Below are 13,675 nucleotides of genomic sequence, written 5' to 3'. Positions count from 1 at the left end.
CGGATGCTTCAACCGCCGTCTTGGCTTCGCGCTGTCGGGGCGACGCTTCCGCTTCGTACCGTTCCACACCGCATCAAGTCAGTCCGCATGTTCACGCTTTCCGATTTCGATTTCGACCTGCCGCCCGAGCTGATCGCGCAAATCGCCCTGCCCGAGCGCAGCGCGAGCCGCCTGCTCGAAGTGAACGGCCAGCCCACGCCCGCGACATTCACCGACCGCCGTTTTGCCGAACTGCCCGACTGTATCGAGTCCGGCGACCTGCTCGTCTTCAACGATACCAAAGTGCTGAAGGCCCGCTTCCTCGGCCAGAAGGCCAGCGGCGGCAAGATCGAGGTGCTGGTCGAGCGGCTGACGGGCGAGCGCACCGCGCTCGCGCAGATCCGCGCGAGCAAGAGCCCGGGGCCGGGCACCGTGCTGCGGCTCGCCGATGCGTTCGACGTGACCGTCGGCGAACGCGTCGAGCCGTTCTATACGCTGCACTTCCCCGACGACTGCCTGACGCTGATCGAGCAGTTTGGCCGTCTGCCCTTGCCGCCGTATATCGAGCACGATCCCGACGCGTTCGACGAAACGCGCTATCAGACGGTGTATGCGCAAAATCCGGGCGCCGTCGCCGCACCCACGGCCGGTCTGCATTTCGACGATTCGATCTTCGCGCGGCTGGACGCGAAAGGTGTCGAACGCGCGACGCTCACGCTGCACGTCGGCGCGGGCACGTTCCAGCCGGTGCGCGTCGAGAATATCGCCGAGCACAAGATGCATAGCGAGTGGTATCAGTTGCCGCAGTCGCTCGTGGACAAGATCGCCGCGACCAGGGCGCGCGGCAATCGCGTGATCGCGGTCGGCACGACGTCGATGCGCGCGCTCGAAGCCGCCGCACGCGACGCCGAAGCCGCGGGCAAACCGCTTGCCGCGACCAGCGCCGAGACCGATATTTTCATCACGCCGGGCTACAGGTTTCGCGTGGTCGACCGGCTGGTGACGAATTTCCATCTTCCGAAATCGACGCTGCTGATGCTGGTGTCCGCATTCGCGGGCATCGAGACGATCCGCGCCGCATATCGGCATGCAATCGAAGAGCGCTACCGCTTCTTCAGCTACGGCGATGCGATGCTGCTCACGCGCAGCGAAGACGCATTGAACGCATAATCCCTCACCCGCTGCGGGAATCCCGTTCCCGCAGCGTTCAATCAAATGCGCCGGACTGTTCTCCGGTTGCACAGGAGTCACACCCATGACCGATGGTCATCATCAAGGCGCCTACCTCGGCGACCACGTTCGCCCCGAAAACGGCCTGAAATTCGAGCTGCTCAAAACCGACGGCCTCGCGCGCCGCGGCCGTCTGACGCTCAATCACGGCGTCGTCGAAACGCCGATCTTCCAGCCCGTCGGCACGTACGGCACCGTCAAGGCGATCCAGCCGCGCGAACTCGAAGAAATCCGCGCGCAGATCATTCTCGGCAATACGTTCCACCTCTGGCTGCGTCCCGGTCTCGAAACGATCGCGGCGCATGGCGGCCTGCACGGCTTCATGGGCTGGAAACGGCCGATCCTCACCGATTCGGGCGGCTTTCAGGTCTTCTCGCTCGGCGACCTGCGCAAGATCACTGAGGACGGCGTGACGTTCGCGTCGCCGATCAACGGCGACAAGCTGTTCCTGTCGCCGGAAGTGTCGATGCAGATCCAGAAGGTGCTGAACTCGGACATCGTGATGCAGTTCGACGAATGCACGCCTTACGCGACCAACGGCGTACCCACCTCGCACAAGGAAGCCGCCGATTCGATGCGCATGTCGATGCGCTGGGCGAAGCGTTCCATCGACGAATTCAACCGCCTCGGCAACCCGAATGCGCTGTTCGGCATCGTCCAGGGCGGCATGTTCGAAGACCTGCGCGACGAGTCGCTGGCGGGTCTGTCGGAGATCGGTTTCCACGGTCTCGCGATCGGCGGGCTGTCCGTCGGCGAGCCGAAGGAAGACATGATGCGCGTGCTGAACCACATCGGCCCGAAGCTGCCCGCCGACAAGCCGCATTACCTGATGGGCGTCGGCACGCCGGAAGACCTCGTGGCGGGCGTCGCGGCGGGCGTCGACATGTTCGACTGCGTGATGCCGACGCGCAACGCGCGCAACGGCTGGCTCTTCACGCGTTTCGGCGACATCAAGATCCGCAACGCGACGCACAAGAACTCGCTGCGCCCGCTCGACGAACAATGCGGCTGCTACACCTGCCGCAACTTCACGCGCGGCTATCTGCACCATCTGCATCGCGTCGGCGAGATTCTGGGCGCGCAACTGAACACGATCCACAACCTGCACTACTACCTCGAGCTGATGCAGGAAATGCGCGACGCCATCGACGCGCAGATGTTCGACGCGTTCAGGAAGCAGTTTCACGAGAATCGTGCGCGCGGAACGGATCAGGGTTAAATGGCGCGCCGGCAGGCTCGTGAAAAGCGAGCCTCCCACATAGCGCGCCAGACATTACAATTAACTTTCGGAACGGCCGATCAACCCCTTGACAGCCCGTCAGGAAAACCCGTTCCGGGTGCCGTCCCGCAAATGGCCGGTGGTAGAATAACCGGCTGATTTTTTTGATTGTTATAACGGAGAGACCAACGTGTCGTTCATTACCGATGCCTTCGCGCAAGGCAGTGCAGCAGGTGGCGCCGAATCGAGCCTGATGAGCTTCCTGCCGCTGATTCTGATGTTCGCGGTGTTGTACTTCATCATGATTCGCCCGCAAATGAAGCGTCAGAAGGAACACCGCAACATGCTCTCCGCGATGGCGAAGGGCGATGAAGTGGTGACGAACGGCGGCATCGTCGGCAAGGTGACGAAGGTCGGCGAAGCCTACGTTGGCGTCGAAATCGCGGAAGGCACCGAAATCACCGTGCAGAAGGCCTCCGTCACGACCATTCTGCCGAAGGGCACCCTGAAGTCGCTGTAAGGCCTGCTCTCTTGCGTCCGGCGCGGCCTCGCGCCGAGCGGAACCTCCAACCGGCGCTTCCGCTCGCCGCGCTCATCGCCGGACGCATCGCTTTCAAGCCAACCTCCCGTTGGACCACCCCATGAATCGTTACCCCCTCTGGAAGTATGCCGTGATGCTGGTGGCGCTAGTCATCGGCCTCGTGTACACGCTGCCCAATTTCTTCGGCGAAGCGCCGGCGGTGCAGGTGTCGAGCGGCAAGGCAACGGTGAAGCTCGATTCGACCACGCTGTCGCAGGTCGAAGCGGCGCTCGCATCCAGCCAGATCAAGCCCGACGACGTCACGTTCGACAACTCGACGCAAAACGCGAACATCCGCGTGCGTCTGAAGGACACCGACACACAGCTGCGCGTGAAGGATCTGCTGCAAAAGGCGCTCAATAGCGACCCGAGCGATCCGCAGTTCATCGTGGCGCTGAACCTGCAAAGCGCGTCGCCGCACTGGCTGACGGCGCTGCACGCGCTGCCCATGTATCTCGGTCTCGATCTGCGCGGCGGCGTGCACTTCCTGCTGCAGGTCGACATGGCTGGCGCGCTCAACAAGAAGCTGGATTCCGACGCATCGGATGCGCGCACGCTGCTGCGCGACAAGGGCATCCGCGATGGCGGCGTGAACCGCACGGGTCAGTCGGTCGTGGTCAATTTCGCGGACCAGGACGTCGCGGAATCGGCGCGCAAGCAACTCGCCACGGGCGTGGCCGAACTCCAGTGGGCGACGCAGCCGAATCCGGCGGGCGGCGTCCAGGTGGTGGGCACGTTCACGCCCGCCGTCCAGAAGACGGTAGAAGACGCGGCGCTCAAGCAGAACATCACGACGCTGCATAACCGCGTCAACGAACTCGGCGTGGCCGAGCCTGTGATCCAGCAGCAAGGCTCCGACCGCATCGTCGTCGAGCTGCCGGGCGTGCAGGACACGGCGAAGGCCAAGGACATCATCGGCCGCACGGCGACGCTCGAAGCGCGCCTCGCCGATCCGAACGGCCTGCATCCGAATCCGTCCGACCCCGTTCCCGCCGGCGACGAACTCTTCACGCAAGGCAACGCCGTGCCCGTGCTGCTGCGCAAGGCCGTGATCTTCACGGGCGATCGCATCATCGACGCGTCGGCGGGCTTCGACGAGCATCAGCGTCCGTCCGTCAACATCCGTCTCGACTCGGCAGGCGGCCGCGCGGTGCGCAGCGTGTCGCGCGACAACATCGGCAAGCCGATGGCGATGGTGCTGTTCGAAAAGGGCAAGGGCGAAGTGCTGACGGTCGCGACGATCCAGTCGGAACTGGGCGACCGCTTCCAGATCACTGGCCAGCCGACGCCGCAGGCCGCGACGGATCTCGCGCTGCTGCTGCGCGCCGGTTCGCTGGCCGCGCCGATGGACATCATCGAAGAACGCACGATCGGCCCGAGCCTCGGCGCGGACAACATCAAGAAGGGTTTCGATTCCGTCGTGTACGGCTTCATCGCGATCGCGGCCTTCATGATCGCGTACTACATGCTGTTCGGCCTGATCTCGATGATCGCGCTATCGGTGAACCTGCTGCTCCTGATCGCCGTGCTGTCGATGCTGCAGGCCACGCTGACCTTGCCGGGCATCGCCGCTATCGCGCTGGCGCTCGGTATGGCCATCGACGCGAACGTGCTGATCAACGAACGCGTGCGCGAAGAACTGCGCAACGGCGCGCCGCCGCAGCTGGCCATCCAGAACGGCTACGCGCATGCATGGGCGACGATTCTCGACTCGAACGTGACGACGCTGATCGCCGGCCTCGCGCTGCTCGCGTTCGGTTCCGGTCCGGTGCGCGGCTTTGCCGTCGTGCACTGTATCGGCATCATGACGTCGATGTTCTCGGCCGTTTTCTTCTCGCGCGGTCTTGTGAACGTGTGGTACGGCGGCAAGAAGAAACTGCAATCGCTCGCGATCGGCCAGGTGTGGAAGCCCGCTGCCGCCGAAGGCGCCGCGGCTTACCTCGACAACGCCGACCAACAGACCGACACGGCCGCGCAGATCGCCGCGACGAAGGCGCCGAAGCCCAAGGCCAAGGCTCAGGCGGGCGCGCAAGCCCGCGCGGGCAAACCGACGCTGCGCAATCGCAACGCGCCGGGTGGCACGAACAAGCCGGGTTCGACCCGCTGAGTCCCGGAGAAAGAGAACATGGAATTTTTCCGCATCCGTAAAGACATTCCGTTCATGCAGCGCGCGTTGGTCTTCAACGCGATCTCGCTCCTGACGTTCATCGCCGCCGTGTTTTTCCTGCTGCATCGCGGGCTGCATCTGTCCGTCGAATTCACGGGCGGCACGGTGATCGAAGTGCAGTATCCCGGCGCCGTGCCGCTCGAACCCGTGCGTGACACGCTGACGAAGATCGGCTACGGCGACGCTCAGGTGCAGAACTTCGGCACCTCGCGCGACGTGCTGATCCGTCTGCCGCTCAAGCAAGGTTTGACGTCCGCGCAGCAGAGCGATCAGGTAATGGCCTCGCTGAAGGGCCAGGACGCGAACGCGAAGCTGCAACGCGTCGAGTTCGTCGGTCCGCAGGTCGGCAAGGAACTCGCCACCGACGGTCTGCTCGCGCTCGCGTGCGTGGTCGCGGGCATCGTGATCTACCTGTCGTTCCGCTTCGAATGGAAGTACGCAGTTGCAGGCGTGATCGCCAACCTGCACGACGTCGTGATCATTCTCGGCTTCTTCGCGTTCTTCCAGTGGGAGTTCTCGCTCTCCGTGCTGGCCGCCGTGCTGGCCGTGCTCGGCTACTCGGTGAACGAGTCCGTGGTTATCTTCGACCGGATCCGCGAAACCTTCCGCCGCGAACGCAAGATGAGCGTGATCGAAGTGATCAACCACGCTATTACCAGCACGATGTCGCGTACGATCATCACGCACGGCTGTACGCAGATGATGGTGCTGTCGATGTTCCTGTTCGGCGGCCCGACGCTGCACTACTTCGCGCTCGCGCTGACGGTCGGTATTCTGTTCGGTATCTACTCGTCGGTGTTCGTCGCGGCGGCGCTCGCGATGTGGTTCGGCGTCAAGCGCGAAGATCTGCTGAAGGACAAGAAGGAACGCCACGATCCGAACGATCCGAACGCAGGCGCGCAGGTTTGATCGCTAGCGTCTGACAGGATCAACGGCATCAAGACAAAAGGCCGGTTCAATCGAACCGGCCTTTGTCGTTTACTGCCCCGGAAGACGTCTAGCGAAAGCCGAGCTTGCGCCGCGCCGCGATCAGCGCGATCACGCTCACCACGGCCGCGAGCATCAGATAGAAGCCCGGCGCGATTTTCGAACCCGTCGCGTCGATCAGCCACGCGATGATGAACGGCCCGAAGCCGCCGAAGATCGTCACCGCGATGTTATAGGCGAGCGACATGCCCGTCGTGCGCGTTTGCACCGGGAAGATTTCCGACAGCAGGCCCGGCAGCGCGCCGAAGTAGCCGGTCATGAGGATGCCGAGCACGATCTGCATCGCCAGCAGCGTGCCGAACGTCGGATGCGCGACGAGATACGAGAAAGCCGGGCAGATCAGCAGGAACAGGAGCACGGCGGGTACGAGCATGATGCGCACGCGGCCGTGACGGTCTGACAGATGTCCGACGATCGGCGAAAACACCAGCTGGATGATGCCGACCAGCGAAATCGCCGTGAACGCCACGGACGGCGCGAGCTTCAGTTGCTTGATCGCGTAGGTCGGCATGAAGAGCACGAGGTACGTCGCCACCGTGCCGAGCACGACAATGCCCATGCCGATGAAGAGACGCGTCTTCTGGGTCGCGAAGGTATCGCGAATCGGCGTTTGCGTGGTTTCGGCGGCGAGGAATTCGGGCGTTTCGTCGAGCTTCGTGCGGATGTACCACGCGACAGGTCCGATCAGCAGGCCGAAGAAAAACGGCACGCGCCAGCCCCACGAATTCAGTTGCTCAGGCGAAAGCTGCCCCGTCAGTACCGCGCCGAAGATCGCGGCGAGCAGCGTCGTGATGCCCTGGCTCGCGATCTGCCAGCTGGCGAAATAGCCGCGCCGCCCCGGCACGTGCTCGGCGAGAAAGGCCGTTGCGCTGCCGAATTCGCCGCCCGCCGAGAAACCCTGCATCAGACGCGCGACGACGAGAATCAGCGGCGCCGCGAGCCCGATCGACTGATACGTCGGCAGCAGGGCAATGATCAGCGTGCCCATCATCATCAGCAGAATGGACAGCGTCAGTGCTGCCTTGCGCCCTGCCCGGTCCGCGTACGCGCCGAGCACGATCGCGCCCAGCGGCCGCATGAAGAACGACACGCCGAACGTGCCGAGCGTCAGCAGCAACGACACCGTTTCGTTGCCTGCCGGAAAAAACAGCTTCGAAATGACGACGGCGAAAAAGCCGTAGACGACGAGGTCGAACCATTCCAGCGCATTGCCGATGGACGCGGCCACCACCGTGCGCCACGTATCGGAACGGCTCTGCGCCCTGCTCGCGGCTATCGTTGAACTCATTGCGGATCTCCAGGTGCGCGCGGGGTAGTCGTTATCGTCGCGACGGGCGTGAAGATCACGTAGCAATCGCCCGGTCCTTTCAGCGTGCCGGATTCGATGCGCGCACAACCGATCCGGCGTCTGTGGTCGCTCACTATGTACCAGAAATTAATCCGGCACGAGCGGTGAAAGCGCCAGGAACCGACGCCAATAAAAAAACCGCTCCGTCGCGACAGCGAACGAAGCGGTTTTTGCGGCAACGCCGGACAGCAATGCTTACTGCTTGATCCCTTCAGCCTGGATATGCAGCACGGTCTTCATGCTGAACCCGTATTTCGTGCCGAAGTCCATGCCGAAATCTGCGCGGTTGAACTCGCCCGCCGCCTCCACGCCGCACACCTCGCGCTTGAGCACGGGATGCTGGATGCATTTGAACGACTCGATCTTGAGGTTGACCGGCTTCGTGACGCCCTTCAGCGTCAGCTGGCCGTCGACGGCCACGGGCGTATCGCCGTCGAACCTGATCGCCGTGCCCTTGTAGGTCGCCGTCGGATACTTCGCGACATCGAAGAAATCAGGCGAGCGCAGATGCTCTTCGAGCTTGGTATTGCCGATCTGTACCGACGACGTGTCGACCGTGACCTCGACGGTGCCCGTCTTCGCCGCGCGGTCGAGCGTCACCGTGCCCGAGCTTTTCGTGAACTTGCCGCGCCACGTCGACACGCCGCCCATGTGGTCCGCCTCGAAACTCGGATAGGTATGGGTGGGATCGAGCTGATAAGTATCGGCGGCGAATGCGCCCGCCGCTATCGACGACGCCAGCGCGCCAGCCGCAATCAAAAGCATCGGTTTCAATTCATTCTCCTTTTCTGTCTGCGTGACTGCTACGAACCGCGGATCACTTGCTCGCGGCAACGATATGGAACTTGATCGTGACGTCGTCCGCGACCACCGACGTATCTTTCCATTCGCCCGTGCCGATCTCGAACTGCGAGCGCTTGACGGTCACCGCGCCGTCATAAACCTGCGAAGCGCCCTGCTTCGTCACCGTGACGGGCACGACGACCGTCTGCGACTTGCCTTTCATGGTCAGCTTGCCCGTTACCTTGAACTGGTTGTTGCCCGCGGGCGCAATCGCGCTCGACACGAATGTCGCTGTCGGGAATGTCTTCGAATCGAACCATTCCTTGCCGCGCACCTGTTCGTTGTAGCTTTCGTCGCCGAGATCGTAGCTCGACGTATCGACCGTCACCTGCGCGCTGCCTGCCGCCGTCTTCGACGGATCGAACGCGATCTGCGCCGTGAACTTGTTGAACTTGCCTTCGACGGGCACGTTCATCTGCTTCGAAATGGCCGTGACCGTGCTCTTGCCCATGTCGACCTGCGCGAATGCGCCGCCTGACGCGACCAGCGACGCAGCCGCGAACGCGGCGAGCATGTAGCGGTAGAACGATGCCTTCATGTTTGTCCTTATTTGAGGAACGGGATCATGCGCGACAGCAGGCCGTCGCGATCGAGAATCTGATGCTTGAGCGCCGCGGCGACATGCAGCGCGACGAGCACAAGCAGCGTGTAGTTGAGCGTGATGTGCACGGCCTTCAACACTTCCTTCAGATGCGGATCGGGCGCGATCAGACGCGGCAGCGGCACGAGCCCGAGATAGACGACGGGCACGTTCGCCGCCGAGCTGTACAGATAGCCCGACACGGGAATCGCGACCATCAGCAGGTACAGCAGGAAGTGCATCAAGTGCGCGACGCCGCGCTGCCATGCGGGCATGTGCGAAGGCATTGGCGGCACGGTGTGCGTGGCGCGCCAGAGGATGCGGATGATGACGAGCGCGAACACGGTCACGCCGATCCACTTGTGCCACGAGAAGTATTTGAGCTTGGTCGGCGTGAAGCCGGGGATGCCCGTCATCACCCAGCCGAGCGCGAAACCGCAGACGATCAGAAGCGCGATGAGCCAGTGCAGCGCAATGGCCGTCGATGTGTACGACGAGCCGCGCTCAGAGAATGAACGAAACGAAGAGGTATGTGCCATGACAGAACCGACGTCGACATAAACGTTAAACGACCCGGACGATGCCATTATTCCGCTCGCATCCGGCATCGGCGCCTACGGCTTGCGCGGCGCCAATCGTACCGCAAGCAGCGGCAACTGGCTGACGCCTTTGCGCGCGGCGCGGAAATTGCGCTTGCCGCTCGAACCCGTGTGCGCCGCATCTGTCAGACGAGGCCTACGCCCCGCAGGGCCGGCGCCGCATCCGCTGACGGGGCTTACGCGCGCCTACCTGTAAGACGTTACCGCAGCGAGCTTTGATACTATTGCGCCAGGCCACGCCGCGCACGCATGCCCGACATCCATGAAGCGCCGCGCGCGTAACAGTCCGTAATACGCCGACCACAAACACGACGACAACATCGCTTCCCATTTCCCGATCGCCTGCATGGAACATGACCATCTGATTGCCTGTCACGAATGCGACGCGCTGTTCCAGAAACCGCGCCTTGGACGCGGACGCATCGCGCGCTGCCAGCGCTGCGGCGCGATGCTGTACTGGAGCGCATCGGGTCGGCTGGACGGCATCACGGCCATGACGGTCGCCGCGCTGATCACGTTTCTGATCGCGCAGGGTTTCCCGATCGTTGAACTGGAAACCAATGGCATCACGTCGCAAACCAGTCTGCTCGGCGCCATCGTCGCGCTGTGGGACGAGGAGATGCAGATCGTCGCGATCATGGTGTTCTGCTCGACCGTGCTGTTCCCGCTCACCGAACTGCTTGCGCTGCTCTATCTGCTGATTCCCATCCGCGCGGGCGTCGTGCCGCCTTTCTTCAATTCCGTGCTGCGCGGCATCCAGTTCGTGCGGCCGTGGGGCATGATCGAAGTGTTCATGCTCGGCGTGCTCGTCACGATGGTGAAAATGGTGAGTCTCGCGCGCGTGATTCCCGAGGCCGCGATGTTTGCGTTCGGCGCGCTCACCTTGATGTTCGCCGTGGTCGTCACGTTCGATCCGCGCACGCTGTGGGACGTCGCCGAAGGGCTCGGCGTGCTGCAGGCGCGGCGCGAGCGGCATGCGCGCGAAGAAGAAGCGCGCGCCCACGACAGCCATGACGGCCACAGCGACGATAACGGCTCGAACGCGCCCGCTGTCGATGGTCCGGCCGCACCGCACCGGGGATGACAGGCCGATGAAATACATGACGGCCTCGCGCGCCGGTCTGATCGCCTGTCACGCCTGTTCTCGCGTGCAGCCGCGCGTGCGCGCGAAGGACCCGCAACGCTGCACGCGCTGCGGCGCGATCATGCACCGGCGCAACCCCGACAGCCTGATGCGCACGTGGGCGCTGCTGATCGCGGCCGCCGTGCTTTACATTCCCGCGAACCTGCTGCCCGTGATGCACACGTCGTCGCTGCTCGGCGCGGAGGACGACACGATCATGAGCGGCGTCGTCTACTTCTGGACGTCGGGCGACTGGCCGCTCGCGATGATCGTGTTCGTCGCCAGTATTCTCGTGCCGATGCTCAAGCTCTCTGTGCTTGCGCTGCTGACCTGCACCGCGCAGCGTCACTCGAGGTGGCGGCCGCTCGAGCGCACGAAGCTGTACCGGATCGTCGAGCGCATCGGACGCTGGTCGATGCTCGACATCTTCGTCATCACGCTGACGGTGGCGCTGGTGCGCTTCAAGTCGCTGGCCGTCATCACGGCAGGACCGGGCGCGCTCGCGTTCGGCTCCGTCGTGATCCTCACAATGATCGCCTCGATGCAATTCGATCCACGCCTGATCTGGGACGACGTGGACCAAGACCATGGCGGCGCCGCCGGGCAAGCCGCCAAACCTCAGGATCCGAAACATGAATAGCCCCAAAGAGCCGACGCCGCCTTCCGGCGCGCCGAACAACGAGCCGCCGGAACCCGAGATCGTCACGAAACGGGGCTGGCTGCCTTCGCTCGTCTGGGTGATTCCGCTGATCGCGGCGCTGATCGGCGTCGGCCTCGTCGTGAAGTCGGTGCTCGAGAAAGGGCCGACCATCAACATCAGCTTCATCAGTGCGGAAGGCCTGGAGCCGGGCAAGACGAAGGTCAAGTACAAGGACGTCGACATCGGCTTCGTGAAGGCGATCAAGCTCGCGAAGAACCACTCGCGCGTGAACGTCGAAGTGCAACTGACGAAGGAAGCCGAAGATTTCGCGGTGAAGGACAGCCGCTTCTGGGTCGTGCGTCCGCGTATCGGCGCAAGCGGTGTATCGGGGCTCGGCACGCTGCTGTCGGGTGCGTACATCGGCGTGGACGGCGGCCGCTCGACGGAAACGCAAACGCAGTTCGTCGGCCTCGAATCGCCGCCCGCCGTCACCGTCGACCAGAAAGGCCGGCAATTCACGCTGCGCGGCGAATCGCTCGGCTCGATCGACATCGGCTCGCCCGTGTTCTACCGGCGCGTGCAGGTCGGCCAGGTGACGGGCTTCTCGCTCGACAAGGACGGCACGGGCGTCACGCTGCAGGTATTCATCAGCGCGCCGTTCGATCAGTACGTCGGCACGAATTCGCGCTGGTGGCACGCAAGCGGCGTCGACGTGCGGCTCGATTCGAGCGGCTTCAAGCTGAACACGCAGTCGCTCGCGACGGTGATCGTCGGCGGGCTGGCGTTCCAGTCGCCGCCGGGGCAAGCCGTCGGCGTGCAGGCGCCGAACAACATGACGTTCCGCCTCGGTTCGGACGAAGCCGATGCGATGCGCGAACCCGACGGCGAACCCGTGCGCGTCGTGATGAATTTCAACCAGTCGCTGCGCGGACTGTCCGTCGGTGCGCCCGTCGACTTCCGCGGCATCGTGCTGGGCCAGGTGACCAACATCGGCGTCGAGTTCGATCCGCAGACGAAGAACTTCAACATGCCCGTCACGATGGATCTCTACCCCGACCGTCTGCGCCGCCGCTCGCGCGGTCAGCCGGTGCCGGAGTCGGGCACCGACGAAAGTCACCGGATGCTGCTCGCGCTCGTCAATCACGGCTTGCGCGGCCAGTTGCGCACGGGCAATCTGCTGACGGGCCAGCTGTACGTCGCGATCGATCTGTTCCCGAAAGCGCCGAAGGCGACCGTCGACATCTCGCGCGACCCGATCGAGCTGCCGACCATTCCGAACTCGCTCGACGAACTGCAGCTGCAGATCGCCGATATCGCGAAGAAGCTCGATCAGGTGCCGTTCGACCAGATCGGCAACAACCTGAACACCGCGCTGAAGAACGCCGACCACCTGTTCTCGCAGCTCGACAAGGAAGTCCTGCCGCAGGCGCGCGACACGCTGGCGGCGGCGAAGCAGACCTTCGGCTCGGCGGAAGCCACGCTGCAGCAGGACTCGCCGCTGCAATCCGACGTGCATCAGGCACTGCAGGAACTGACGCGCACGCTGCAATCGCTGAACGTGCTGTCGGACTATCTCGAACGCCACCCCGAATCGCTGCTGCGCGGCAAATCTGGAGACAAGCCATGACGTTTGCACGCGTCCCTCGAACGATGCGCGCCGCGCTGTCGGCTGCCGTTTCGGCCGCACTGCTTGCCGCGCTGGCCGCGTGCTCGTCGCCGCCGAGCCACTTCTACACGCTCTCGGCCGGCGACCAGCCGGCCGATGCCGCGCGCACGGCGAGCAACCCGGCGTTCCTGATCGAAGTGCCGCCCGTCGACGTGCCGCCGCAAGTGGCGAAGAACCAGCTCGTCGTGCAGACGGGGCCGACCCAGGTTCAGGTGCTCGAACAGGAGCGCTGGGCGTCGCTGCCGGGCGACGAGATCCGCCGCGCGCTGTCCAGTTCGCTCACGCAGCAGCTGGGCACCATCGACGTATACGGCTCGCCGTATCCGGATCGCGTGCCCGTCTATCGCGTCAGCGTGAACGTGCAGCGCTTTGAGTCGTGGCCCGGCTCGCGCACGCTGATCGACGCCGTGTGGAGCGTGCGCGCGGTGCGGACGCAAGCCGTGCTGACGTGCCGCAGCGTGGTCACCGAGCCCGTCTCGGGCGGTTATGACGCGATTGCCGTCGGACACCGGCGCGCCGTGCAGCAGATTTCGACGGAAGTCGCGGTTGCCGTGCGCAATCTGGCGGCGGCGCCGGCGCGCGGCGCGGCTGTGACCTGTCCGGCCTCGGCGACGGGACCGGCGGCGGCACCCGGCGCGGCGTCGGCATCGAGCGCGGCAAACAAGGGCTGATCCGCACGCGCGCGGCCGGCGAATGCAACCGATCGCGCGTGAC

The 13,675-nt window shown here is 64.1% G+C and carries 13 protein-coding genes; 9 read left to right on the top strand and 4 right to left on the bottom strand.

Annotated elements, in window-relative coordinates; all coding sequences use genetic code 11:
- Positions 1-87 precede the first annotated feature (87 nt).
- From queA to secF, 5 genes are all read left to right on the top strand, one after another.
- Positions 88-1,149: a tRNA preQ1(34) S-adenosylmethionine ribosyltransferase-isomerase QueA gene (gene queA / locus FRZ40_RS14365; RefSeq protein WP_147234456.1), complete on the top strand. Its 1,062-nt coding sequence runs from the start codon at positions 88-90 to the stop codon at positions 1,147-1,149.
- Between the two features lie 85 nt (positions 1,150-1,234).
- On the top strand, positions 1,235-2,428 hold the full coding sequence (gene tgt / locus FRZ40_RS14360; protein WP_028371881.1) for a tRNA guanosine(34) transglycosylase Tgt: 1,194 nt from the start codon (positions 1,235-1,237) through the stop codon (positions 2,426-2,428).
- A gap of 190 nt (positions 2,429-2,618) precedes the next feature.
- On the top strand, positions 2,619-2,948 hold the full coding sequence (gene yajC, locus FRZ40_RS14355; protein ID WP_028371880.1) for a preprotein translocase subunit YajC: 330 nt from the start codon (positions 2,619-2,621) through the stop codon (positions 2,946-2,948).
- A 121-nt stretch (positions 2,949-3,069) separates the two neighbouring features.
- Positions 3,070-5,115 carry a protein translocase subunit SecD gene (gene secD / locus FRZ40_RS14350; RefSeq protein ID WP_028371879.1) on the top strand — a complete coding sequence of 682 codons (2,046 nt, stop codon included), beginning with the start codon at positions 3,070-3,072 and terminating at the stop codon, positions 5,113-5,115.
- An 18-nt stretch (positions 5,116-5,133) separates the two neighbouring features.
- Positions 5,134-6,084, top strand: a complete 951-nt coding sequence (gene secF / locus FRZ40_RS14345) for a protein translocase subunit SecF (protein ID WP_028371878.1) — start codon at positions 5,134-5,136, stop codon at positions 6,082-6,084.
- An 88-nt stretch (positions 6,085-6,172) separates the two neighbouring features.
- On the opposite strand, the gene FRZ40_RS14340 is transcribed toward secF, so the two are convergent.
- The 4 genes from FRZ40_RS14340 to FRZ40_RS14325 all read right to left on the bottom strand — a co-directional run bounded on the left by FRZ40_RS14340 (position 6,173) and on the right by FRZ40_RS14325 (position 9,472).
- Positions 6,173-7,450 (bottom strand): MFS transporter, encoded by a 1,278-nt coding sequence (locus FRZ40_RS14340; protein ID WP_147234455.1) that lies wholly within the window; start codon positions 7,448-7,450, stop codon positions 6,173-6,175.
- Positions 7,451-7,705: 255 nt separating this feature from the next.
- Positions 7,706-8,275, bottom strand: a complete 570-nt coding sequence (locus FRZ40_RS14335; protein WP_035545272.1) for a YceI family protein — start codon at positions 8,273-8,275, stop codon at positions 7,706-7,708.
- Positions 8,276-8,327: 52 nt separating this feature from the next.
- The gene (locus FRZ40_RS14330) at positions 8,328-8,891 is read right to left on the bottom strand and encodes a YceI family protein (RefSeq protein ID WP_147234454.1); all 564 of its coding nucleotides are present in this window, start codon (positions 8,889-8,891) and stop codon (positions 8,328-8,330) included.
- Positions 8,892-8,899: 8 nt separating this feature from the next.
- A complete protein-coding gene (locus FRZ40_RS14325) occupies positions 8,900-9,472 on the bottom strand; it encodes a cytochrome b (protein WP_028371874.1) in 573 nt (190 codons plus the stop codon).
- A gap of 406 nt (positions 9,473-9,878) precedes the next feature.
- Here FRZ40_RS14325 and FRZ40_RS14320 point away from each other — a divergent pair, with 406 nt between their 5' ends.
- From FRZ40_RS14320 to FRZ40_RS14305, 4 genes are read left to right on the top strand one after another with little or no spacing between them, the layout of a single operon-like run.
- The gene (locus FRZ40_RS14320; RefSeq protein WP_147234453.1) at positions 9,879-10,616 is read left to right on the top strand and encodes a paraquat-inducible protein A; all 738 of its coding nucleotides are present in this window, start codon (positions 9,879-9,881) and stop codon (positions 10,614-10,616) included.
- A 7-nt stretch (positions 10,617-10,623) separates the two neighbouring features.
- Entirely contained in the window at positions 10,624-11,295 is a 672-nt protein-coding gene (locus tag FRZ40_RS14315) for a paraquat-inducible protein A (protein ID WP_147234452.1), read from the top strand.
- On the top strand, positions 11,288-12,922 hold the full coding sequence (locus FRZ40_RS14310) for a PqiB family protein (protein WP_147234451.1): 1,635 nt from the start codon (positions 11,288-11,290) through the stop codon (positions 12,920-12,922). Before FRZ40_RS14315 ends, FRZ40_RS14310 begins: the two co-directional genes overlap by 8 nt.
- Positions 12,919-13,632 carry a PqiC family protein gene (locus tag FRZ40_RS14305; RefSeq protein WP_147234450.1) on the top strand — a complete coding sequence of 238 codons (714 nt, stop codon included), beginning with the start codon at positions 12,919-12,921 and terminating at the stop codon, positions 13,630-13,632. The genes FRZ40_RS14310 and FRZ40_RS14305 overlap by 4 nt, the downstream gene beginning before the upstream one ends.
- Positions 13,633-13,675: the final 43 nt, after the last annotated feature.

This window comes from Paraburkholderia azotifigens (genome assembly GCF_007995085.1).
Classification (GTDB): Bacteria; Pseudomonadota; Gammaproteobacteria; order Burkholderiales; family Burkholderiaceae; genus Paraburkholderia; species Paraburkholderia azotifigens.
The sequence above is the reverse complement of the archived record's forward strand: the minus strand, read 5'-3'. Positions and strand labels throughout refer to the sequence as shown.